At 42.2% G+C, this 23,169-nt stretch carries 24 protein-coding genes and 1 other RNA gene; 8 read left to right on the forward strand and 17 right to left on the reverse strand.

The genetic code is table 11. The features are described from left to right. Positions 1-41: 41 nt before the first annotated feature. The 5 genes from AB8P51_RS03490 to AB8P51_RS03510 form a co-directional block, all read right to left on the reverse strand. Positions 42-617, reverse strand: coding sequence for a cob(I)yrinic acid a,c-diamide adenosyltransferase (locus AB8P51_RS03490; protein ID WP_369747369.1), 576 nt, complete (start codon positions 615-617; stop codon positions 42-44). A 23-nt stretch (positions 618-640) separates the two neighbouring features. After that, positions 641-781: a hypothetical protein gene (locus tag AB8P51_RS03495; RefSeq protein ID WP_369747370.1), complete on the reverse strand. Its 141-nt coding sequence runs from the start codon at positions 779-781 to the stop codon at positions 641-643. A 29-nt stretch (positions 782-810) separates the two neighbouring features. Continuing rightward, positions 811-1,134, reverse strand: a complete 324-nt coding sequence (locus tag AB8P51_RS03500) for a hypothetical protein (protein WP_369747371.1) — start codon at positions 1,132-1,134, stop codon at positions 811-813. 210 nt (positions 1,135-1,344) lie between these two features. Beyond that, positions 1,345-3,225 (reverse strand): ABC-F family ATP-binding cassette domain-containing protein, encoded by a 1,881-nt coding sequence (locus AB8P51_RS03505; RefSeq protein ID WP_369747372.1) that lies wholly within the window; start codon positions 3,223-3,225, stop codon positions 1,345-1,347. Further along, positions 3,222-4,409 (reverse strand): DUF4105 domain-containing protein, encoded by a 1,188-nt coding sequence (locus tag AB8P51_RS03510; protein WP_369747373.1) that lies wholly within the window; start codon positions 4,407-4,409, stop codon positions 3,222-3,224. The genes AB8P51_RS03505 and AB8P51_RS03510 overlap by 4 nt, the downstream gene beginning before the upstream one ends. 112 nt (positions 4,410-4,521) lie before the next feature. Between AB8P51_RS03510 and AB8P51_RS03515 the strand changes: the two genes are divergently transcribed. Further along, the gene (locus AB8P51_RS03515; protein WP_369747374.1) at positions 4,522-5,268 is read left to right on the forward strand and encodes a phosphatidylcholine/phosphatidylserine synthase; all 747 of its coding nucleotides are present in this window, start codon (positions 4,522-4,524) and stop codon (positions 5,266-5,268) included. A 32-nt stretch (positions 5,269-5,300) separates the two neighbouring features. Here the strand turns inward: AB8P51_RS03515 and lptB are convergent, their stop codons facing one another. The 4 genes from lptB to AB8P51_RS03535 are packed head-to-tail and all read right to left on the reverse strand — an operon-like array spanning position 5,301 to position 8,234. Continuing rightward, complete coding sequence (gene lptB / locus AB8P51_RS03520) at positions 5,301-6,041, reverse strand: LPS export ABC transporter ATP-binding protein (RefSeq protein ID WP_369747375.1); 741 nt, start codon at positions 6,039-6,041, stop codon at positions 5,301-5,303. A 51-nt stretch (positions 6,042-6,092) separates the two neighbouring features. Continuing rightward, positions 6,093-6,443, reverse strand: coding sequence for a carboxymuconolactone decarboxylase family protein (locus tag AB8P51_RS03525; protein WP_369747376.1), 351 nt, complete (start codon positions 6,441-6,443; stop codon positions 6,093-6,095). After that, positions 6,427-7,269: a twin-arginine translocase subunit TatC gene (tatC, locus tag AB8P51_RS03530; RefSeq protein ID WP_369747377.1), complete on the reverse strand. Its 843-nt coding sequence runs from the start codon at positions 7,267-7,269 to the stop codon at positions 6,427-6,429. Before tatC ends, AB8P51_RS03525 begins: the two co-directional genes overlap by 17 nt. Beyond that, positions 7,269-8,234 carry an SIS domain-containing protein gene (locus AB8P51_RS03535; RefSeq protein ID WP_369747378.1) on the reverse strand — a complete coding sequence of 322 codons (966 nt, stop codon included), beginning with the start codon at positions 8,232-8,234 and terminating at the stop codon, positions 7,269-7,271. Before AB8P51_RS03535 ends, tatC begins: the two co-directional genes overlap by 1 nt. 230 nt (positions 8,235-8,464) lie before the next feature. Here AB8P51_RS03535 and recQ point away from each other — a divergent pair, with 230 nt between their 5' ends. Beyond that, complete coding sequence (gene recQ, locus AB8P51_RS03540) at positions 8,465-10,666, forward strand: DNA helicase RecQ (RefSeq protein ID WP_369747379.1); 2,202 nt, start codon at positions 8,465-8,467, stop codon at positions 10,664-10,666. Between the two features lie 51 nt (positions 10,667-10,717). On the opposite strand, the gene AB8P51_RS03545 is transcribed toward recQ, so the two are convergent. Genes AB8P51_RS03545 through AB8P51_RS03555 form a run of 3 tightly spaced genes read right to left on the reverse strand, consistent with a single transcriptional unit; the run spans position 10,718 to position 11,692 of the window. Then, positions 10,718-11,026, reverse strand: coding sequence for a CCC motif membrane protein (locus AB8P51_RS03545; protein WP_369747380.1), 309 nt, complete (start codon positions 11,024-11,026; stop codon positions 10,718-10,720). 17 nt (positions 11,027-11,043) lie between these two features. Then, positions 11,044-11,376, reverse strand: coding sequence for a CCC motif membrane protein (locus tag AB8P51_RS03550; protein WP_369747381.1), 333 nt, complete (start codon positions 11,374-11,376; stop codon positions 11,044-11,046). A 13-nt stretch (positions 11,377-11,389) separates the two neighbouring features. Further along, entirely contained in the window at positions 11,390-11,692 is a 303-nt protein-coding gene (locus tag AB8P51_RS03555) for a DUF2752 domain-containing protein (protein ID WP_369747382.1), read from the reverse strand. Between the two features lie 84 nt (positions 11,693-11,776). Between AB8P51_RS03555 and AB8P51_RS03560 the strand changes: the two genes are divergently transcribed. Beyond that, positions 11,777-12,331 (forward strand): Smr/MutS family protein, encoded by a 555-nt coding sequence (locus tag AB8P51_RS03560; RefSeq protein ID WP_369747383.1) that lies wholly within the window; start codon positions 11,777-11,779, stop codon positions 12,329-12,331. 3 nt (positions 12,332-12,334) lie between these two features. On the opposite strand, the gene AB8P51_RS03565 is transcribed toward AB8P51_RS03560, so the two are convergent. Then, positions 12,335-12,841 (reverse strand): hypothetical protein, encoded by a 507-nt coding sequence (locus AB8P51_RS03565; protein ID WP_369747384.1) that lies wholly within the window; start codon positions 12,839-12,841, stop codon positions 12,335-12,337. A gap of 112 nt (positions 12,842-12,953) precedes the next feature. Between AB8P51_RS03565 and AB8P51_RS03570 the strand changes: the two genes are divergently transcribed. Next, complete coding sequence (locus AB8P51_RS03570) at positions 12,954-14,123, forward strand: cysteine desulfurase family protein (protein ID WP_369747385.1); 1,170 nt, start codon at positions 12,954-12,956, stop codon at positions 14,121-14,123. On the opposite strand, the gene AB8P51_RS03575 is transcribed toward AB8P51_RS03570, so the two are convergent. The 3 genes from AB8P51_RS03575 to AB8P51_RS03585 are packed head-to-tail and all read right to left on the reverse strand — an operon-like array spanning position 14,120 to position 18,929. Next, entirely contained in the window at positions 14,120-14,752 is a 633-nt protein-coding gene (locus tag AB8P51_RS03575; protein WP_369747386.1) for a hypothetical protein, read from the reverse strand. The two genes, AB8P51_RS03570 and AB8P51_RS03575, sit on opposite strands and share 4 nt — an antisense overlap. Positions 14,753-14,764: 12 nt before the next feature. Next, positions 14,765-17,212, reverse strand: a complete 2,448-nt coding sequence (locus AB8P51_RS03580; protein WP_369747387.1) for a TonB-dependent receptor plug domain-containing protein — start codon at positions 17,210-17,212, stop codon at positions 14,765-14,767. A 25-nt stretch (positions 17,213-17,237) separates the two neighbouring features. After that, positions 17,238-18,929: a M23 family metallopeptidase gene (locus AB8P51_RS03585; RefSeq protein WP_369747388.1), complete on the reverse strand. Its 1,692-nt coding sequence runs from the start codon at positions 18,927-18,929 to the stop codon at positions 17,238-17,240. A gap of 210 nt (positions 18,930-19,139) precedes the next feature. On the opposite strand from AB8P51_RS03585, the gene AB8P51_RS03590 reads away from it, so the two are divergent. The 4 genes from AB8P51_RS03590 to rny all read left to right on the forward strand — a co-directional run bounded on the left by AB8P51_RS03590 (position 19,140) and on the right by rny (position 21,621). Continuing rightward, positions 19,140-19,430, forward strand: coding sequence for a hypothetical protein (locus AB8P51_RS03590; protein WP_369747389.1), 291 nt, complete (start codon positions 19,140-19,142; stop codon positions 19,428-19,430). 12 nt (positions 19,431-19,442) lie between these two features. Beyond that, a complete protein-coding gene (locus AB8P51_RS03595; protein ID WP_129602972.1) occupies positions 19,443-19,739 on the forward strand; it encodes a cell division protein ZapA in 297 nt (98 codons plus the stop codon). 53 nt (positions 19,740-19,792) lie between these two features. After that, positions 19,793-19,900: non-coding RNA, 6S RNA (ssrS, locus tag AB8P51_RS03600), on the forward strand. 152 nt (positions 19,901-20,052) lie between these two features. Then, entirely contained in the window at positions 20,053-21,621 is a 1,569-nt protein-coding gene (gene rny, locus AB8P51_RS03605; protein WP_369747390.1) for a ribonuclease Y, read from the forward strand. 67 nt (positions 21,622-21,688) lie between these two features. Here rny and AB8P51_RS03610 read toward each other — a convergent pair whose 3' ends face one another. Beyond that, the gene (locus AB8P51_RS03610; protein WP_369747391.1) at positions 21,689-23,143 is read right to left on the reverse strand and encodes a vanadium-dependent haloperoxidase; all 1,455 of its coding nucleotides are present in this window, start codon (positions 23,141-23,143) and stop codon (positions 21,689-21,691) included. Positions 23,144-23,169 lie beyond the last annotated feature (26 nt).

A 23,169-nucleotide genomic window follows, 5' to 3' on the forward strand; every position in this document is an offset into this window, starting at 1 on the left:
CCCGGTTTTGTTAGAGTCATAACGACGAAAAAAGCAATTTATTAGCCTTTTTTTGCGGGAATCCATTTTATTTCATCAGCATTCAGATCAGCGGCCATAGCCCTGGAGAGGACAAATAAATAATCGGAAAGCCTGTTCAGGTAAGATAAAACCTCTGGATCAAAAGGTTGATTTTCATTCAAAAGACAGGCCATGCGTTCCGCTCTGCGGCATACTGTTCTGGCAATATGACAGTATGACACTGCCTGGTGCCCCCCGGGAAGAATAAAATGAGTCATCACAGGGAGCGTTTCGTCCATCCTGTCCATTTCTTGCTCCAGCATAGCTATATCTTCCTTCCCAATCTTAGGAATATCGAGTCGTTCCTTACCACTTTTCAGGACAGCTTTATCAGGATCGGTCGCCAGAATAGCTCCTACGGTAAAAAGATCTTGCTGTATTTTCTTCAACATCTCCTTGTGGCGATCATTTATTTCCTGATCGCGTAACAGTCCCAGCCAAGAATTCAGTTCATCTACAGTGCCATAGCTCTGAATACGAATGTGGTGCTTGGGTACCCTGGTCCCTCCGAACAATGCCGTCATTCCCTGGTCTCCCGTTTTGGTATAGATTTTCATAATTATGTTTTAAGTAAAAGCCGCTAGTCTTTTTTATTCTTTCGCTCATATCCCTCCATAAACTTCCTGGATTTGCGATCTTTTGATCTTTTCTTGTTGAAAACAGAAAGAGCGATATATATTACGGCTACCAAACCTAAAACATAGAAGATAGTATTGTCCATAACGCTGAATTCACCATAAAATTAAGCCATTATATCCTAATGCGAAAATGTTGTTTCTCCTGTTCCTTTCTCAGGAAGAGTATGCCTCCATAATAAAAATCAATGGAAACTCGTATCCGGACTTTTTTACATAATTGGTCCCAAGCCTCCCTGTTTCGCCTGTTCTTATGAATCCCTTCAAGCAGGATCATGGTGCTGTTGTGGCCATATTGTTCGAGGGATTCAAAGTCGAATTTTTCAAAATAATCCTCTCCGATGAATATAAGATCATAAGGATTCCGGCCAGACTCAACTTCAGGATATTCTTCTCTGACTGCCTCGTGGTATTGTGGCTGATCCGTAAGAAGCTGCACGGATTCATATTTAAAATACAGAATACTTTTTATCAAAACTTTCTGCACTTTCGACTGGCGTTTCCGACTTTTTTTATAGAGACAACGGGTAATGTAATTGTATACAAATGGTGAATGGATGCCGTACTGATTGGTCGATCGAATTAAAAAATTAAGGTAAGACCAGAAACGAAACATAAATGCCTTTGTTCACTATTTCACAAATACTTATTACTCTTTGAGAAGAGAAATTTCAAACCAACGTTCTGTTTTAGTATCAATTTGCTCTTCAACCTCATTGAGGGATTTTGAAAGGTCGGTGATTTCTTCCGGACTTAGTTCTGAATTCAGAAAAGCTTGCTGTAATTCTTTTTTCTTTGCTTCCAGACTCTGAATTTCGCGTTCTAACTGCTTGTATTCTTTCTGCTCCAGATAAGACAGAGAACTGCCACTTTCCTTATCCCTCCATTGGGATTTATCCGAATCCTGCTTCGATTTGTTCTCCTTGCTTTCATTACGTTTTGTTTGTTCAATGCTATCTTCATAGGCTCTGAAATCGGAATAATTTCCCGGAAAATCTTCAATTATCCCTTCACCTCTGAAGATAAAAAGATGATCAACAATTTTATCCATAAAATACCGGTCGTGTGAAACAACTACTAGGCAACCCGGGTAATCGAGCAAGAACTCTTCAAGTACATTAAGGGTAACTACGTCCAGATCGTTGGTGGGTTCATCAAGAATGAGAAAGTTTGGGTTTTGAATGAGGACCGTACACAAATACAGGCGTTTTCGTTCCCCACCGCTGAGTTTCTCTACATAGTCATATTGCTTTTTGCGGTCGAAGAGAAAGCGTTCAAGTAACTGTTGTGCAGAAAGTTGTCTTCCTTTCTTTAAGGGGATATAGTCTCCGAATTCCCTGATAACTTCAATTACTTTCTGTCCCGGCTTTACCTTGATTCCTTCCTGGGTATAATAGCCAAATTTTATCGTTTCCCCTGTAGTGATCTTCCCTCCATCTGCTTGTTCCCTGCCCGTAATTAAGTTGAGAAAAGTTGATTTGCCAGTGCCGTTTTTACCTATGATACCGAGCCGCTCTCCTTTTAAAAACGAATAACTGAATTTGTTGAGGATGGGCGTTTGCGGAAAGGACTTAACTACATTGTGAAACTCCAGAATCTTACTCCCCAGGCGTTCCATATTGATTTCTAATTGTACCTGGTGATCCTTTCTTCTTTGCTGTGCCCTGCTTTTGATTTCGTGAAAATCATCTATTCTGGATTTCGACTTCGTAGTTCTCGCCTTAGGCTGTCGCCGCATCCAGTCGAGTTCTTTTTTAAAGAGTTGCTTGGATTTGTGTAATTCCGATGCCTGCTGCAGCTCCCGCGCTTCTTTCTTTTCAAGGTAATAGCTGTAATTTCCTTTGTAGGAGTACAACTGACCCTGATCGAGTTCCAGGATCTCATTACATACCCTTTCCAGAAAATACCGGTCGTGGGTTACCATAAAAAGGGTAATACTTTCCCTGGCAAAGTAATTTTCTAACCATTCAATCATTTCGAGATCGAGGTGGTTGGTAGGCTCATCAAGGATCAGAAGATCGGGCTTGTTGAGCAGTGCATTGGCCAGTGCAATTCGTTTTTTTTGCCCTCCGGAAAGCGTACTTACTTTTGCGTGGAGGTCTTCCAGCTGCAGCCTGAAAAGTATCTGTCGGTATTGAGTTTCAAAATCCCAGGCATTAAAGCGTTCCATCGCTTCAAAAGCCTTTTGATATTGCTTTTCATTTTCCGGAGTTTCAAGGGCCTTTTCATAATTCCTGATGACCTGCAACACCTCGTTGTCCGATCTGAAAATGCACTCTTCAATAGTTAACTCATCCTTGAGATCGGGGTCCTGTTCGAGGTAAGAAATCCGGATATTATTACGGAGGGTTACCTTCCCATCATCGGGCTTGTCCTTCCCGGCAAGTATGTTGAGGATGGAGGTTTTTCCCGTTCCATTCTGAGCAATCAGGGCTATTTTTTGCTCCTTATTGATCCCGAAAGAAAGATCAGTAAAGAGAACGCGTTCCCCATAGGATTTTGAAATTCCCTCTACGGATACCAGATTCATTTTGAGGTAGTTTCAATTTTTCGATTGTGATAGAGTAAAAAGCCATATCGCACCCCTAAGGTTGCCAGAATTACCGCCAGGATAGGCGAAAAGAGTTGGATGCCTGATATCCAAATGAAAACCGTAATGGCCAGTAATATTAAAATACCTAACAGGTATGAGGCACCCCAGGAAGGGAGTTTCCTGCCCCTCAGCAGATAATACAAGGGCACCAGATTCAGGGGAAAGGCCCAAAGTACGTTCAGATTTATGGCAGTAGCCGTATGATCTGTAAAAAACCAGAGAAAAACAATCAGCCAACCCACTATTCCGGTAAAAAAGTACAAAATAATGTCCATCACCTTGCTGCGGACTTTATTGCGAAGGTCGATATAGGTGATGGTAACAGTAAATAGAAATAAAAGCCCAAACCAAAATAGGGGAGAGGTAGTAAAAAAGTTCCCCCGGTTCTGCATTTGATGATCGAGTATTGTCCTTTCTCTCTCCACAAGAGGTTTACCATTGAGAAGCGTATGTTCTAATTGCGATAAAACGTAATTGGGTAAAAACATATACTGCAAATAGCCTGCTTCACGGTCAATTACCGCGCCCAGGGCAAGGTCAATCCCGAAACTGGACCAGGAATTGCGGATAAGATTTTGTTGAATCAGGTCTCTGAAAGAGTAGTTCTTATCCTGCAAATAATCCTCAAAGACAAGTTCATCGCCCAGAGATGCCTGCAATACTTCCGGGATTTTGGTTGAACAATTTTCCATGAGGAAATCGTATTTATAATCCCTGTTCTGGGGTTTGTAATTATTTTCCAGGAAGGTAAAAATCTCATTTTTCTCCTTCGTCGAAATATTGAGAAGTTGCTCCTTTACCCAACGGTTTTCAAGTTCATAGGCATACAGGAAATTCTCAAACCTTTGTTTGCTCAAAGAGTACAGTAATTTACCCCTGGCAAATTTTCCGTAAAAATTTGGTGTGTTGAAGTTGAAGGTGCCGTAATTATAGATCCAGTCAATCCCTTTTTCACTGTCCTGAACCCGAAATGCACTGTGGCCAAAGGTGGAATAAAGTTCCGTTCCCGGACCGCAGGTGATTACACTGATAACAGCCTTCTCCGACAAGGGTTCTGCCTGAGAAAACAGACATGCCGAAAAGGAGAAAGAAAGTAAAAAAAAGAATTGTTTTAGTGTCATCAGGTAAGCACAGCTTAAGGCAAACTCCGGTAATGAAGCAAATATCTGAATAATTAATGGGACAAAACAGCTTCCTTAAAATTTATGCTATTTTTACGCAAAAGATCCCTGAGTGAAAAGATATATTCCCAACTTTCTTACGCTACTAAATGTTTTGACAGGTTCTGTGGCGGCCATCTTTGCCGTCAGAAATGAGTGGGAGACTATGGCCTTACTTGTATTCCTGGGCCTGATATTTGATTTTCTCGATGGTTTTGCCGCCCGGAAACTAAATGTTCAAAGTGAGCTGGGACTACAACTGGATTCTCTGGCAGATGTAATTACTTTTGGCCTGGTTCCCGGAATTGTGATGTTTCAGCTGATCATTATGAGTCTCGGCGGGGAGAAAGGACCGGAGTTGGGAGGGAGCGGATTAGAGTTTTCTCTCAATGGATTACTTCCATTTTCAGGGTTTTTAATTACCATGTCATCGGCTCTTCGTCTGGGTAGATTTAATATTGATGAAAATCAGACTTCTTCCTTCATTGGCCTTCCCACACCCGCAAATACGCTATTGATTGTTTCTCTGCCTATGATTCTACTTTTCAATGGGAATGATGCATTAAATTCGATTATTCTAAACCAGTGGTTTTTAATCGGTCTCACTGTGTTGAATTCGATTCTACTCAATGCACCCATCCCTTTATTTTCATTAAAGTTCAAAACACTAGGGTTTAAAGAAAATGCCCTTCGCTATATTTTTATCGTGGTGAGTTTGTTTTGTATAGGGACTATGAAATTCCTGGCTATTCCGGTGATCATTGTGATCTACCTGATGAGTTCACTGTTGTTTTTCAGGAATTCTACTTCCAAACCGTAGATAATCGGGACTTTTAGGAGGGGTGAGTCGACTTAAAATTCCAGCTTTTTCTTTCTCAGCTCGAAATTCTGTCCGAGATAAACTTTTCTGACCATCTCATCTTCCGCCAGAACTTCAGGAACACCGGACTTTAAAATCCCTCCTTCAAACATAAGATAAGAACGCTCTGTAATGGCAAGAGTTTCCTGAACATTGTGATCTGTGATAAGGATACCTATGTTCTTGTTTTTGAGCTGTGCGACAATACGCTGGATGTCCTCTACTGCAACAGGGTCGACTCCTGCGAAAGGCTCATCGAGTAAAATAAACTTGGGATCTGTGGCCAGGGCTCTTGCTATTTCGGTCCTCCTACGCTCACCTCCCGACAAAAGATCTCCTCTGTTTTTCCTGATATGGCCCAATCCGAATTCTTCAATGAGCTGGTCCATTTTCATGTGCTGCTCTTTTTTACTGAGTTTAGTAAGCTGAAGAACACTTAAAATATTTTTTTCGATACTCAGTTTTCGGAATACGGAGGCTTCCTGAGCCAGATATCCAATCCCGTTTTGAGCTCTTTTATACATCGGGAATTTCGTGATTTCAGTTTCATCCAGAAATATTCTTCCCCCATTGGGTTTGATCAATCCCACGATCATGTAAAAACAGGTAGTTTTCCCAGCTCCGTTAGGCCCCAGAAGTCCCACAATCTCGCCCTGGTTGACCTCAAGTGAGATGCCCTTTACTACTTTTCGGCCGCGGTAGGCCTTCATGATATTTTCTGCTCTGAGCTTCATCGATTCAAAACTAAGGTATTCCCCATGGAGGAAAAAGGAATTACATTTTTTTTAACCTTCCTGAGATTCCAGAAGTTCCCAGAATTCGTAGGCTTTCCTCAGGTGGGGGATAACTATGGTTCCACCCACAAGGGTAGCAATGCCGAGAGTCTCCATTACTTCTTCTTTATTGGCTCCGGCCTGTTGGGCACTCTCCAGATGATACTTAACACAGTCATCACACCGCAATACAGCAGAGGCGACAAGACCAAGCAATTCCTTGGTTTTAACATCCAAAGCGCCTTCGGTAAAGGCATTTGTATCGAGGTTAAAAATACGTTTGATGAGTTTATTGTTGCTTCCCAGCAGTTTTTCGTTCATCCGGGAACGATATGCATTGAATTCGTTAACTTGATTTGGCATGTTTACTTGTTTTTTTTGCGTCCCGTTTAAGTACATAGCCCGATATAAAAATACTTAGCTGATAGAGGATGAGTACGGGCACGGCTACTATAATCTGGCTGGCTACATCCGGTGGAGTAATGACGGCTGATATGATCAGGACGATCACCAGGGCAATTTTTCTGTATTTCTTTAGGATCTCCGGGGTTACCAGTCCCACTTTAGTGAGGAAGAAGATGATAATAGGTAGCTCAAATATCAGACCGCAGGCGATTACTGCAGCACGTACAGTTGAGATATAGGAACTTAGATCGATGTCGTTAAACACCTCCTCACTCACTGTGTAACTACCCAGGAAGTTGATAGAGAGGGGGGCAACCACGTAGTAGCCGAAAAGCACTCCCATAAAAAACAGTAAGGAGGCCACGATGATAAAACCCCTTGAGTTCTTCCTTTCCTTTTCATAAAGTCCAGGACTAATAAATTTCCACATTTCATAAAGAACATATGGAAATGCTATAATAAAACCAGCCCAGATAGACGTCCATATATGGGCTGAAAATTGCCCGGCCATAACCCGGCTCTGAACGCGAAACAGGGGTTCGCTTCCGCAAAAAGCTTCACTGAATCCCAGCATTTTTGACAACTTGCAAAAAATGGCGTAGGTTGGGAAGTCGGGTTTTTTTGGTCCGAATATGACTGTATCGAATATAAAATCCTTCATCAGGAAGGCTACCATGCCTACAATGACAATGGCAAGTGTAGAACGAATTAAATGCCACCTCAGCTCTTCCAAATGGTCAAGGAATGACATTTCGTTGGGATCCTTAGTTGTTGCTTTTGCCATTAAAGTATTCCTTCGTTTATCAGGTTGTGTAGATGAACTACGCCCTGGTAGACTCCTTTCTCTGCCACCAGTAATTGGGAAATTCCATTGGCCTGCATTTCATTCAAGGCCTTGACGGCCAGAACACCGGGTTCAATGGTTTTAGGATTGGATGTCATAATATCTTTTGCGGTAAGACCGTTGATATTTTCATATTTGTTGAGCATCCTTCTGATATCACCGTCAGTTACCACTCCAACCAACTTTCCATTTTCAAGCACTGCAGCCACCCCAAGCATTTTTTCTGAGATTTCTACTATAACGTCTTTAACGGCAGAGTGAGCTTCCACCTTAGGGACCATATTTTTTATTGCAATATCACCTACTCTCAGGTATAATTTTTTGCCCAGGGTACCTCCGGGGTGAAACTTGGCGAAGTCTTTAGAGCTAAAACCTCTTAGTTCGAGCAGGCAAATGGCAAGGGCATCACCCATCACCAGTTGCGCCGTGGTACTGGTAGTTGGAGCCAGGTTATTAGGGCAGGCTTCTTTCTCCACATAGGTATTAAGTACGAAGTCGGATTGTTCACCAAGATAAGATTCCGGGTTACCTGTTATTGCAATTAGTTTGTTGCTCCCTGATTTAATAAGGGGTACAAGTAATTTAATTTCAGGTGTACTCCCGCTTTTTGAGATACAAATCACTATATCCTTTTGCTGGATAGTACCCAGGTCTCCGTGGATCGCATCGGCGGCATGCATAAAGGTAGCAGGTGTTCCGGTTGAATTGAGGGTGGCAACAATTTTAGAAGCTATCAGGGCACTTTTGCCTATCCCCGTAATGACCACCCTTCCTTTGCCTTTGTAAATACAGTCTACTGCATCTACAAACTGCTGGTCGAGCAAGGATGCCAAATGCAGTATAGCATTGCTTTCAGTTTGCATGGTTTTTTTCGCCAACTCCAGAATGCCTTTCCTCTTGTTCAATATATCCTTGTATTTAGGTGATTTGGAATGCAGATTTTGTCTTAAAAGATAATCGGATTCTAAAAGAATGTATTATATTTAAGAAAACAAAATTACACAAAGTTATTTACAGGGTATTCTAATACAGCGAGAAAAATACTACTACAACCCGAAGAACGTTAAAGTTAGAACTGACTTATTGAAGTGCATGGGATTTTAAATGCCAGTGGGATTAAGTAAACTATTAGGGAATGGTATTGAATGATACGGAACTGCAGACCTCTCTTAAAAAATATTTCGGATTTTCTTCATTTAAGGGCCTACAGGAACAAGTAATTAAAAATGTTATCGAAGGCAATAACACCTTTGTTATTATGCCTACAGGTGGCGGCAAGTCGCTTTGCTACCAACTTCCTGCATTGATCAAAGAAGGAACTGCAATTGTGGTTTCGCCCCTGATCGCCCTGATGAAAAATCAGGTGGATGCGATTCGTGGAATTTCTTCTGATCACGGAGTTGCACATGTCCTTAATTCCTCCCTGAATAAGACCGAAGTAAAGCAGGTTAAGCAGGATATCACCGATGGTATTACCAAGTTACTCTATGTAGCTCCGGAATCACTTACTAAGGAGGACTATATAGAATTCCTGCAATCAGTACCCCTTTCCTTCGTCGCTATTGACGAAGCACATTGTATTTCCGAATGGGGTCACGACTTCAGGCCCGAATACCGGAATTTGAGGGCGATTATCAACCGCCTCGGAGACAACATCCCCATCATTGGTTTAACCGCAACTGCCACACCCAAAGTGCAGGAAGATATCATAAAAAATCTTGACATTCCTGATGCCAAATTATTTAAAGCCTCTTTCAACAGGCCAAATTTATACTATGAGGTACGGCCTAAGACAAAAAATGTTGATGCCGATATCATCCGTTTTGTGAAAAAAAATGCAGGGAAATCAGGAATTATTTATTGTCTGAGCAGGAAAAAAGTAGAAGAATTGGCCCAGGTACTTCAGGTTAACGGAGTAAGTGCTGTTCCCTACCACGCGGGCTTTGACAGCAAAACCCGCTCAAAATATCAGGATATGTTCCTCATGGAAGATGTGGATGTAGTTGTGGCTACCATTGCCTTTGGGATGGGAATAGACAAACCCGATGTGAGATATGTTATCCACCACGATATACCCAAAAGTATAGAGAGCTATTACCAGGAAACCGGCAGGGCTGGCAGGGATGGGGGAGAAGGACATTGTCTGGCTTTTTACTCTTATAAGGATGTTGAGAAACTAGAAAAATTCATGTCTGGTAAACCCGTGGCAGAACAGGAGATAGGAAATGCACTATTACAGGAAATTGTAGCCTATGCAGAAACTTCAATCTCAAGAAGGAAGTTTATCCTCCATTATTTTGGGGAAGAATTTGATGAGGTAGACGGCGATGGAGCCGACATGGATGACAATGCACGAAACCCCAAGGAAAAGGAAGAAGCCGGGCACAATCTGAAAAAATTAATTGAGGTTATTCAGGGAACAAACGAAAAATTCAAATCAAAGGAGATTGTCAAAACTCTTAAAGGCAAAACCAACGCCCTGATCGCTTCTCATAAAATTGAGAGTAAGGATATCTTCGGATGTGGAGCAGACCAACCTGAGGAATATTGGATGGCTTTGATCCGACAGGCCCTGGTAGCCGGATTTCTGAGAAAGGAAATTGAACAATACGGAATCCTGCATGTTCAAAAAGAAGGTGAAGATTTTCTGAAGAACCCCACCTCATTTATGATGACCAAAGACCATGTCTACAGTGAGGAAATGGACAATGCTATAGTAAGTGCCGCCAAAAAATCGGCGGGGGTAGCCGATGAACAACTTCTGAAATTGTTAAAGGACCTGAGGAAGAAAGAAGCACATAAACTGGATGTGCCACCTTTTGTCGTATTTCAAGATCCTTCACTGGAGGATATGGCGCTGAAATACCCCATCAATATGGACGAAATGATCACCATCCATGGCGTAGGAGAGGGTAAGGCAAGAAAATACGGTACTCCCTTCCTTAAATTGATCGCAGATTACGTGGAAGAGCACGAAATCATAAGACCTGATGATCTGGTTGTAAAAAGTACCGGGGCTAATTCCGGACTCAAATTGTACATTATACAGAATGTTGACCGCAAGCTACCGCTCGATGATATCGCTGCTGCTAAAGGTCTTGAGATTCCAGAACTGGTTAAGGAAATGGAACAAATAGTTTTCAGCGGTACAAAACTCAATATTGCGTACTGGATAGATGAAATCCTTGATGAGGATCAGCAGGAAGAAATTCACGATTACTTCCTTGATGCAGAGTCTGATGATATCGAAGAGGCCTTAAAGGAGTTCAATGGGGATTATGAGGACGAAGAACTAAGGCTGTATCGGCTTAAGTTTATGAGTGAGGTGGCGAATTAAACCAACGAGAAAGAATAAAGAAAAACTCCCGGATTGCCGGGAGTTTTTTTATTAAAGGTTATTGAATTCCCCCGCTGAAATAAGGGCGATAATTGCACCAAAATACAGGATAATGAAAAGGAGATAGCACACAGATAACGCCAGTCCGACATAGGACAGAACCCGCCCGGTCTTAACGTTTTCATAGCCCGTGTACATGCCGGGATTTTCATTGTAAAGACGTTCTGCTTTACCGGCACTGTTCAAACCCAGAATGGTGAAAATAATCCCGAATGGGCCACAGCAAAGTAAGGTTAGAACAACAGACAGAATTCCCATGGTGAGGGCATTACTTGCCCCTGGAAGCGATTGTTGATTCATATGATTTGTTTAATTGGTTATTCTTCAATGCCAAATTGCTCCATAATCTCCTGTGATTGTCGCATGGCTTCTTCCCAGCCTCCCATTGCCCAGATACTGTAGATCATATAGCATAGGAATAAAATCCCCAGTACAAGTCCAATAATAACAAGAATTTTAGCTGTTTTCAGCTGACTGTGGTTAGAATAGAGTTCCGGATTTTCCAGGAAAGTTTTTTCGTCTTTCTTAACCAGAAATAAACCTATCCCCGACATAATGATAGCCGGGATACCGTAGAAACAGCAACAGAGATAGGACAATATTGCCAGTACAATGGCTATGGTTACGTTTGGTAGTTTTTGTTGTTCCATAAAAAGTTTGTGGTTATATTATTAATTTAAAGAAAAAATTAAGCAGAATCAGTGAAACACTCATGATCATAAGGGTGATGCTGATTTTGTTAGCATATTTAATTTTAAAAAACTGATCGAGGAGAAGGAAACCGAACAGACCGAGAATAGGATAAATGGCAGGATACATTTTAAACGCTGCCCAGAACTCACCCTGAAATAAAAAGAGAACAGAGCGCTGTATTCCACAACCAGGACAATCCATTCCCAGAATCTGTTTGCTCAGGCAAGGAAGCATGAGGTCTTTAGCAGCAAATAAGATCAGCAGCAGGTTCACCGGTATTTTTTAAAAACTCCTTCCGAAAAATACTATTATTTTTAAGGAATGAAAATAAAATGCGGGTTTTATTTTAGATGAAAAATGGGAATGATTAAAGCAGGGGATAAGATTCAGGTACTCGATGATTCGATAGAAGGAACTGCTGTCAGAATAGACGGAGATACGATAACTATTCTTACTTCAGAAGGATTTGAGCTGGATTACAGTCTCAATGAGGTGCTCCTCGTAGAGAACCGCTCCCAGATAAATGTCAGTGCAGCCGAGGCCCAGGAGGCCAGAAAGGAAAAGGAAGTACCGGCAAGGAAAAAAGCAAGGCCGGTCAAACCCAAGGAGCGCAATGCACCTAAAATGGAAGTCGATCTCCACATCCATCAGTTGGTACCCAGTACCAGAGGGATGAGTAATTACGACATGCTCAATATTCAGGTGGAAACTGCTAAGAGGCAACTCGATTTCGCTATCAAAAAACGAATCAGGAAGGTAGTATTTATCCATGGTGTGGGAGCGGGAATCCTAAAAGAAGAGCTCTACTATTTATTCCGTAGACATCCCAATATTACTTACTACGATGCGGACTATCAGAAATACGGCCTGGGTGCCACCGAAGTGTATATCCATCAGAATGTAAAGGAATAGGACTTATTCCTGAGTGGTCACTACGCCGAATTCATTTATACTTGTATCAGTAATCCTTTCACCCTGTGCATTGAGCAGACTAATGTCGCGCAGCTCGATGGTGTGTTCATAAAGTGTTGAGTCGACGGCACTCTGTATGGTAGTAATCAATACTTCCCCGCTAACAGCTTCTATCTCTTCAACAACGGTAGGTTCCGATGGAGGGATTTCATCACAAAAATAGCTTTTGGTAACACTCTCAGAAAAGATACGGTATAAGAGAGAACTTTGCCCGGGAATGGCACTTACAATAGTATCTGTTGTTGCTTCATTATTGAGAGTACCACTTTGAAGGTCTAGAATAAGAGCTTCATCTCCATTGATCTTGAAAAAAACTGTGGTCGCAGTGGTAACTGTAGTTTCACAGGTTTGTATGGAAATATCATCAAAATCAATGGTTTCAATTTGCAGGTCCCCGTCATTGCAATTCCAGAGCAGTACCGCGATCAGGAACGGAAGAATTCTTTTCATAAGTCAAATTTAAGGCAAATTAGAAGTAATTTCCTATTGGATTGTCTGCTCATTACAAAGAATTTATTTTATTTTCCTGTATTTTTGATCAGGTTCCAAAGGAAGATCGCATATGAAACAAGTATATCTGGATAATGCTGCCACTACCAGAGTGAGAGATGAGGTTATAGAGAAAATGCACTCAGCCCTTGCCAATTGTTACGGGAATCCGTCATCTACACATGGTTTTGGGAGGACAGCCAAAACGGCCATAGAAACTGCGCGTAAGACGATTGCCAAATATCTCAATGCCCAACCCTCCGAGATTATATTTACTTCAGGCGGAACGGAGGCAGACAATATGATTCTGAGATGTGCGGTTCGTGATCTTGGGGTTGATACCATTATTACTTCACGCATTGAACATCACGCCGTATTGCATACGGTTGAAGAACTGGAGTCTGAGTGTGGGATAAAAGTATGCTACCTTAAACTTTTGCCCGATGGGAACCCGGATACTGATCATCTGGAAGAATTGCTGATGCAGGAAAAAGGAAAGATTTTGGTGAGCCTGATGCATATTAACAATGAAATAGGAAATAAACTCGATATACAGACCATCAGCGAAATGTGCCGGGATAATAATGCTCTATTTCATTCCGATACGGTACAGTCGATAGGTCATTATCCCTGGGATGTTCAGAAGACGCCTATTGATTTTATGACAGCGGCGGCTCACAAATTTCACGGACCTAAAGGCGTGGGGTTTGCCTATATCCGAAAAAATTCAGGGCTGAAACCGATGATAGTCGGAGGAGCTCAGGAACGTGGCTTCAGGGCAGGTACAGAGCCTTTCCATAATATTGTTGGATTAGAAGAAGCTTTTATACTGGCCTATGACCAGCTTGAAAAAGAACAAGAATATATCTCATCGCTAAAGGAATACTTTATTAAATCTGTAAAAGAAGCTTTCCCGAAAGCAGCGTTTAACGGGCTATCGGGGGATATGGAAAACAGTACATATACCCTGGTGAATGTGCGCTTACCAATTTCTCAGGAAAAAGCGCTTATGTTGTTGTTCCATCTCGACATCAAGGGTATCGCCTGTTCTAAGGGGAGTGCATGTCAGTCCGGGAGTGACGGCGGATCACACGTACTTTCTGAACTATTATCACCAGAAGAATTAAAGAATCCTTCGCTTAGGTTTTCATTTTCCATTTATAACACCAGGGAAGAAATAGACTATACGATTGAAGTACTGAAGGAATTCAGCAAGGACGAAAAGGCGCCAATGATTACTTAGCGCTCCTTGTCATAAGGGAATTTTCTGGTTGCCTTTTTCATCATGGACTCTATAAGGTCGGTTGTATTTCTGCCTGATTTCTTATTGATTTCTTTCTCGTATTTCCAAAGTAATTTGCCTGTTTCACCATCACTGACTTTAATACCAATTCTGCCGTAATTGGCATCGCCAAGAATATAATCTATAAAACTAAAATTGGAGGGAATCCCTTCTGATAGCAGGATGTTCAGGTCTAAGTTGCCGCTGACAATACCATCAACATCCAAAATTTCACTCAGTTGTTTGATGGTGTAGGTATCTATATTGGCATAAGTGATATTACTCTGTGCCAGAATAGCGTTCGTATTTTTTGTGTTCTGGAAATCAACGGAGAATTTCTTTCTTCGTTTACCACGTCCAAAATACGTTTCAAGGGCATCCTGTACTGCATAACCTTCGCGTTCTTCCAGGCTTTTTAAGTCATTGCCATTCAAATCTTCTTTCAGGTCAAGATTGGTAAAGAACGGTATGATTGCCAGTACCTTGTGGTTCTCACTGAGGGCTTCAAACTTATCGCTTTGATAAATATTCTTTTGCCCGTAACTGATGGACAGATGAAGAAGAAAAAATAATGTGATTATTTGTTTCATATATAATTGTGCCTAAAACCGAACCAGCAATTTTACATTCAGTATTCTGGAGGTCATAAAATTGGGTACTGCAAATTCATTCTTGCTATCCACATCCCTTACCCAGGTATTTGTAATGGAGTTCTGATTGTTGAAAAGGTTGAAAATTTCAAAACCCAGCTGTAATTCCCTGAAGCTATGTAACCAATGGCCATCAGGAAATGAATGATTTTCATCCACAAAAATATGAGAAATTCCCAAATCAGCCCTTTTGTAATCCCTTAATCTATTCTGAAAATTGTACGGATCCGTATAACTGGGTGACCCTCCGGGTACTCCTGTGCTGTAAACCAGGTTGAGATACATTTTAAGATTGGGTATGTTGGGAATATAGTCCTGGAAGAGCACGGCAGCTTTAAACCGCTGATCGGTAGGTCTGGAGATATACCCACGGTTGTCCCAATTTTCCTCGGTTTTGAGAAATCCCAAACTAACCCAGGACTCCGTGCCAGGAACAAATGCGCCAAAAAGCCTGAGATCTGCACCATAGGCATATGCCCTGGCATCATTGTTGGCAACGTATCGAATTCGCACATCTTCAAGGGTATAAGTATTTACATCCCATAGGTTTTTGTAGTAAACTTCCGATCGGAGATTAAAAGGTCGCCCCCAGATTCTGAAACTCTGTTCTGATCCCAAAACAAAATGGAAGGCCTTCTGTGCCTTGACGTCCGGGACAATCATCCCTTCGGCATTGCGCAGTTCCCTGTACAAGGGAGGTTGCTGATAGATCCCGGTGGAAAGTCTGAAAACAATATCATCCTTCCAATCGGGCCTCAGTGAAATTTGTGCTCTCGGACTTACGATAAACTGCGTATTTTGCTCAGAATCGTTAGCGCGGAGTGACCAGAGTTGTGCTCTTACCCCAAAGTTATAAAGCAAGCGGTTTGGGCCTGTTACAGATCGATTTCCAAGTTGTAAGTATGCGGCATAACGGTATGTCTGTGTCTTATTTCTCGCGCTGATTCCATTGTAAGCTACCAAAGGTGTCTCAAATGGCTCTCCGGGCTGATTATTAATAAATTCTTCTCTCGGTGGACGAATGAAGAACCCGGCTGAGTCAATAAATTCTGATTCCCTTATCTGATCCCTTACATCTTCATAGGTATATGAAAGACCCCAGGAAAGCTGCGTTTTGTTTCTGCGAAGCTCCCCGCGATGCGACACTCTATGGATCAGGGCGTCCAGGTCATTTCTCGATCGATTGTACTGGGAGCCAATACCTCTCGATGAGGTTACTTCGCCTAAACTTCCACTTCCAAGATCGGTTTCTATCTCTCCCAGTTCGTATTGCGCAACCACATCCGAATATTCCTCTTCTGTTGTATGGTAAAGCGACGAGGAAAACTTCAGACTGAGGTCATCACTTGAATATATATCGGCCTTTACAGCTCCTAAAGCAGTGGTAAAAGTATTCTCTTCCCTTCCAAGGTAAAAAATTTGAAGGGCCAAAGGATTGGAAATTGTTCCAAAATTAGTCTGTCTTGACACCGGGGAATTCCGATACTCATTCAGATCCAGATTGCCAAGAAAATGCAGATGAAAGCGAGAGGTAACCCTGTAGGTAAAAAAGCTTTGGAGGTCCACAAAGATCGGATTAAAATTGGCCCTGGTCTGCTGGCTGTTCAATAATAGACTATTGTTGCGATATCGAAAGCCTGTGAGCGTACTGAATTTGCGATTCTGCGAAACTGTTTCGAGTGTTGTGTTCAGGCCCAGAAGGCTTGCCTCTGCCTGCAGTGCAAAACGAGTAGGGGTCTTGTATTTTATATCGAGGACAGAGGAGAGCTTATCCCCGTATTTCGCCTGGAATCCTCCCGGAGAGAAGTAGAGGCTTTCAACCATATTACTATTAACGAAACTAAATCCCTCCTGCTGCCCCGAACGCAAGAGGAATGGCCTGTATACCTGGATGTCATTCACATAGACGAGATTTTCGTCATAATTTCCTCCGCGTACCCCAAATTGTGTACTGAGCTCATTGTTAGAAAATACCCCGGGTAAGAGTTTGAGCAGATTTTCAATTCCGGCGTTGGCTCCGGGTATTTTTTGTGCTATTTCCGGAGACAAGTTGGTAATTCCCGCAACTGTTCTTTCGCCAAGGGCGGAAACTTCTACACTGTCGATTTGGATTACACTGGCCTTCATTACTGGATTAAAGCCAAAAACCTGATTGGTAGTAAGTATCAGATCCCGCAATTCAATTAGCTGATGACTGATGTGAGAAAAGCTTACACTTATAGCTTCGTCAGCTTTTACTTCAAGGAAATAAAATCCGCTGGCATCTGAAGTGGTTCCTCTGGGGCCTTCCTGAATATTCACATCGCGGATGGGCCTATTCTCTTCATCAAGAATAACTCCTGTGATGGTAGCTGTTTGCCCTATGACGGAAAAGGTAACGCACAGCGATGCGCCGAACATAAGTAGCCTGAGGAAAATCAATAGCTTAATTTCTGTAAAAACTACTGGTAAAGGTAGTTGAATTCCCGACATTATCGGTGACCACAACCCGAAGGTTGCACTGCTTTTTGTCCAGGATCTTATCGTCAAAATTATAGGTCAGAGTACTAGTCTTAGGTTCGTACTCCATTAAGATCCACTCCCCGTTGAGTGTAGCTTCGTAAGAATTTATCCCGCTGAGATCGTCCGAAATAAGCAGGCTAAGGTATCTATAGTTGGTAAGCCACTGCTTTGATTTAAAATTCTTTGATCTTATTTTTGGGGGGATTGTATCCTGCGCAATTGTATATGTCCCAAGACTTCTGGTTCTTGTAGTAAAAGTATTTCCTCTTTTATAGGTCTTGATGTAGTTAGGTCTGAGTTTGTCGTCCAGGCGTGCGATAAAGGCCGTTTGTAAAAAGGATTCCTCATATCCGTCAATATTAAAGCTAAGGGTGAAATTCTTGTGTGCCGGGACACTATTGTTGTGAACAGTTACCGTATCCCCACTAGCCTTGAGATCTATATGGAAATCACTGTAAAAGGTATTAGCAGGAAAGTACAATTTCACCTTTCCCAAATCAAAATTGTTAGGTTTTCCGGCAACGATGTAGTGATCTGTCTTTGGGATTTCCTTCTTGTTCACAGCATCTTCACGCCGTCCTGAAACAGGAATGATTAGTCGGGTTGAATTCCCTGCCAGATCCTTTAAATCTATTTCTACGGTATAATTCAGGCCTTCCTTAACAGTGATTTTACCATCATTTTTCAGCTGTCTGTAAATGCTGAGTTTATTTCCTTCTGTTTTAAAACACTTTTGTATCCGCCTGCGGTATTTCGACATGTATTCATAGTCGATTAGTGTATTGATTAATCGAGTTTCCCCAAATGAAAAACTGTCAAAATCGAATGAAGAAATAAGGGTTCCGTTTACTTTTTGTTCAAGTTTATATAAACCGTTCTGATTGGCTGCAAGATCCTGACGATCAAAAGCTGCCACCCCGAATCCGATAGTGCCATTTGCCTTGACCTCTTCTGCCAGGTAAGTTCCATCCGGCTGTCGGCTGAAAGGGATTTGTACCCTTATTTCACTTTGGTTTACCACAGCTTTTTCTGACAGGGGGTAGGCATAAAGGCCCTGCAAAGTTGGATTGGTTGCATCCCTAATGTCTAAGCCATAAAGCATGGGATTTGTTGGTTTCTCCGAAACACTACTTCGGATTTCAAAATGAAGATGAGGTCCGGATGAGCCACCTGTATTTCCTGTATATGCGATCAGGGAATCTTTGTAGACTTTTAGCTTGCCGTATTCCGGGAATACTTCAATTTCGTAAGACCGTTTCTGATACTGTGTTTGCTTTACGAATTCCTCAATTTCCGGACTAAACTTCTGGAGGTGGGCGTAAACCGAGGTATAACCATTGGGATGGGCAACGTACAAGGCTTTTCCATAACCCCAATGGGATACTTTTATCCGCGTCACAGTACCATCCCCTATGGCGTACACAGGAAGTCCCTGCCTTTGCTGAGTTTTAATATCAATTCCTGAATGGAAGTGATTCGACCGCAATTCTCCGAAGGTTCCTGCGAGAATCAGTGGTATATCCAGGGGAGGACGAAAAACATCTTTGGGAAAATTTTCCTGCCCTGAGGCCAGGTGCATGATTAAAAAACAGAGTAGGTAAATTCTTTTTTTCATAGAAAAGGGTTGCTGCGAAATTAAATAATAGCAAGATAACTTCGAAAAAAACTCCAGTAACATTTCATATAATATCCACAAATGACGTGTTAATCCCTGTCCGCCGATCATTTCAGCTATCTGGCAAAAGATCGTCAGGAATAATTGGAAAAAGTATTGCGAAGTCGTCCTAGGTGTGTTAACTTTGTTAGAAAGCATTGATGTTGGCCTATGAGCGATTTGGTTGATATAGTTGATTCACTTGAAAATAAAATCAGTAAATTATTGCACAAGTTAGAATTGCTCAACCAGGCTAAAGGAAGACTGGAGGACGAGCTGGTTCAGATTAAGCAGGACCACGAAGCCACAAAGAATTCCGTTAAGGAATGGGAGGAGAAATACGAATCCCTTAAAATGGCGAACACAATGTTGGGCAGTGAAACAAATAAAACAGAAGCCAAGCTCAAAATAAATACATTGATCAGGGAGATCGATCATTGCATCAGTCAGCTCGCTGAATAATGGACTCAAAATATGGCCGAGAAGCTTAAAATTAAGTTGTCAATAGCAGACAGGGTATACCCTTTGACGATAGATCCTAGCCAGGAAGAAGGTTTGCGAAAGGCAGCAAAAAATATAGAGCAGCTCGCTAAAAAGTTTGAGCAAAATTACGCTGTTAGAGACAAACAGGATGTTCTGGCCATGTGTGCCTTGCAGTTTGCCTCTAAAATAGAACAGCGAGGCCTGGATAAAATGGAAGATACCAGGGAAGTTGTGGAGCGATTAACCGCTCTGGATGAACTGGTAAATCAAAAGCTTAGCATAAAGTAAGTTCTTTAACATATATCAAAGTTACTGCCCACATTGGTAATTATTTTTGACAAACTCAACATTAATTTGTTTGAAAAGGGTGAGTTTAGATTGTAAAAGCAGGCCTTCTCGTAAAGGATCCTTGAGCAGTCTGTTAGCCCTAAACCTGTCTATAGGAGTTTGTACAAAACTTCCATCAATGTGGGCTTTTTTTATTCTTTTTTTCGAAAGGAAAAATTGGAATAAAATCCGGGAAGCACCTCATTTTATTAAAGGTTATTGATCCCGGATAAACAGCAGAAAGGGATACCCCTTTCTAAAATTAAACTAACTCATGGATACTACAACAATACTCATCGCCGGAGCCGTAGGTTTACTCATAGGCTTCATCATAGCCAAATTCCTTGAAAAAGGCAAGGCGTCAAAAACTTTGGCAACAGCAAAAAAAGAGGCAGCAGCCCTTCTTAAAAATGCAGAAGTTGAAGGGGAAAATATTAAAAAAGACAAGATATTTCAGGCTAAGGAGAAATTCCTGGAATTGAAGGCCGAACATGAAAAGGTCATCATCAACAAGGAAAAGAAGATCTCGGAATCCGAGAAACGAACAAGGGACAAAGAATCTCAGGTAAGCAGTGAACTGGCCAGAAGCAAAAAGCTCAACGAGCAGCTTGAAAGCAAGATCCAGGACCTCGATCATAAAGCAGATGTCTATGAAAAAAAGCAGACCGAGGTAGAAAAATTACACAAGAGTCAGGTACAGCAACTAGAAGTTATTTCAGGTCTTTCAGCAGAAGAGGCAACAAATCAGTTACTGGAGTCTTTGAAAGAAACGGCAAAATCAGATGCCATGGCTTTTATGCAGTCTACGCTTGAAGAAGCCAAGCTTACAGCACAGCAGGAAGCCAAGAAAATTGTGATCAATACCATTCAGCGCATCGGGACAGAAGAAGCCGTGGAGAATTGTGTTTCCGTATTTAACCTGGAATCTGACGATGTCAAAGGTCGAATCATCGGAAGAGAAGGAAGAAACATCCGTGCCCTGGAGGCAGTTACAGGAGTGGAAATAATTGTGGACGACACCCCGGAAGCTATCATACTTTCGTGTTTTGATTCCGTACGAAGGGAAGTTGCGCGTTTATCCCTGCACAAGTTGGTTACTGACGGACGAATTCACCCTGCACGCATTGAAGAAGTGGTTCGCAAAACAGAAAAACAGATTGAACAGGAGATTGTTGAAATAGGGAAAAGAACTGTAATCGACCTTGGAATTCACGGGTTGCATCCCGAGCTGATCAAGGCGGTCGGCCGCATGAAATATCGATCTTCATATGGGCAAAACCTACTTCAGCACTCAAGAGAGGTCGCGAAATTATGTGGGGTAATGGCTTCTGAATTGGGCTTGAATCCAAAATTAGCCAAGAGGGCCGGACTACTGCATGATATCGGTAAAGTACCGAATACTGAAACCGAACTCGAAACACCTCATGCGATTCTTGGGATGCAGTGGGCCGAAAAATATGGTGAGAAACCCGATGTTTGCAATGCCATTGGAGCCCACCACGATGAGATCGAAATGAAAACGCTAATCTCTCCTATCATTCAGGTTTGTGATGCCATCAGCGGGGCAAGACCCGGTGCCAGAAGACAGGTGCTCGATTCGTATATACAACGACTAAAGGACCTGGAAGATATCGCCTTTGGCTTCGGAGGTGTTCAGAAAGCATATGCTATTCAGGCAGGGAGAGAATTGAGGGTGATCGTAGAAAGCGAGAAAGTAAGTGACGAAAAAGCAGCCCAGTTGTCATTCGAAATATCACAGAAGATACAAACCGATATGACGTATCCCGGGCAGGTTAAAGTCACCGTAATACGCGAAACACGATCAGTTAATGTAGCAAAATAGCTATTTGTGATTTGACCAAAGGAGGTAGCTACCTTTTTTCTCTTTAGCGCAAATGTAACTTAAGGGCCTATAGTTCGCCTGTGTGTTCTTTATAAAATTTCCATACCTCCCTGGCAACATCCCTTCCCAGCTGAAGTCCGGCTACATTATCAGCCTGGATATGATAGCCACCCATCACTCGTGATATTCCGGCCATATCTGCCGTTTTTGTAAAGGTGGGAAATTCCAGAACTACGGTGTCACCAAGATTGTCTGGCTCTGTAAGGGCACCAGCTACAAGGGTTACCTTTTCTCCAAATTCATCACTTCCGGTCCATAGTCTTAAGGCTTCTGCACAGGCTCCACTAATAGTACTATGTCCTGAAACATAACTGGGAAAGGGTGGACACAGAAAGGTTTCCGGAGAATAAGGCCTCCATTGTTTCCCTTCAATTTCCATCATTCCTTTTCCTTCCCCTCCCCAGGCTTTGATGATTTCATTTTCATAGTATTTATGCACAAGGGCGTACGGCCTGGCATAGTCATAAAACATCTTTGAATCCCAGGAGGCAATAAAGGCATCCATGGCTACCACCTGATTGAGGAAGTACATTTTTACATCCTCATCTAATGAATGCTTGTCCCTGCGTGAGACGTCCTGTGCGAATTTTAGCCAATGGCCGGCCTGTTGTACCGATTGGGGTCCGTCTCGCATAAATTCAACCAAAGCCTTATCATGATCCGATAAATTTGCCTGCAGTGCAATTACTTCTGCCACTTCTTCTTCAAGTTGCTTACTGCCGATCATGGGAGGCGGTCCTGGCCTGAATTGATCAGCAGATTTAAGGCCGATAGGTTTTACCTTGTCCCAATAGGGGGTTAAGCAACCCGGGGCAAAATATCCCCCCTTACCATCTGAGAAGTATTTAGGTTGCCACCTGTTGGGATCCACGTTCTCATCTGCTGAGTTGACAGGTTCATACCCGATATAATTGTGGTATGGTTTATTTTGAGACCCTTCTTCCTCTCCGTACTGGTTAGCTCCATCGCCGTGTCTGGCTTCAATTACTGCTTTTGCTGCCAGGTTTCCGATTCCTTCGGGAGTAGTGGGGTCAAGAGAGTTATTGTAAGGATCCAGCCCCAGCTCTTTCATGAAATCTGTAAAAAGCTCCTTATCTGAATAATAATACTCGCTCATTGCGCCATACGCGGCATAGCTGATAGCGATTTGCTTATTTTCTAAGGTTTGTTCTTCCTGTGGCCTTCTGGAAACTTCACTTAAATACACCGGGATGGCTTTTTCGTCGAATCTGCTCCAGGCATCGAATACGGCAGTCCATATCAGGCCCAGATATCTCGAAGTAATTGTTGGCCTGGGATTAAATCGTTCCGTATCAAGAGCAGTTGCCTCCAGGGTTAACTGGCCCCATTTGTATGCAAGGTTTTCAGTGCCTGTGGGTTCTGTGACGGTATTTTCGGAATTCTTTGTCCGACACATGGTGCTGAACAGACAAATCATGAGTAGAAGGATAATTTTCTTCATTTCCTGAATTTATTTATGGTATTCTT

The organism is Muriicola sp. SD30 (assembly GCF_041205185.1).
Taxonomy (GTDB): Bacteria; Bacteroidota; Bacteroidia; order Flavobacteriales; family Flavobacteriaceae; genus Muriicola.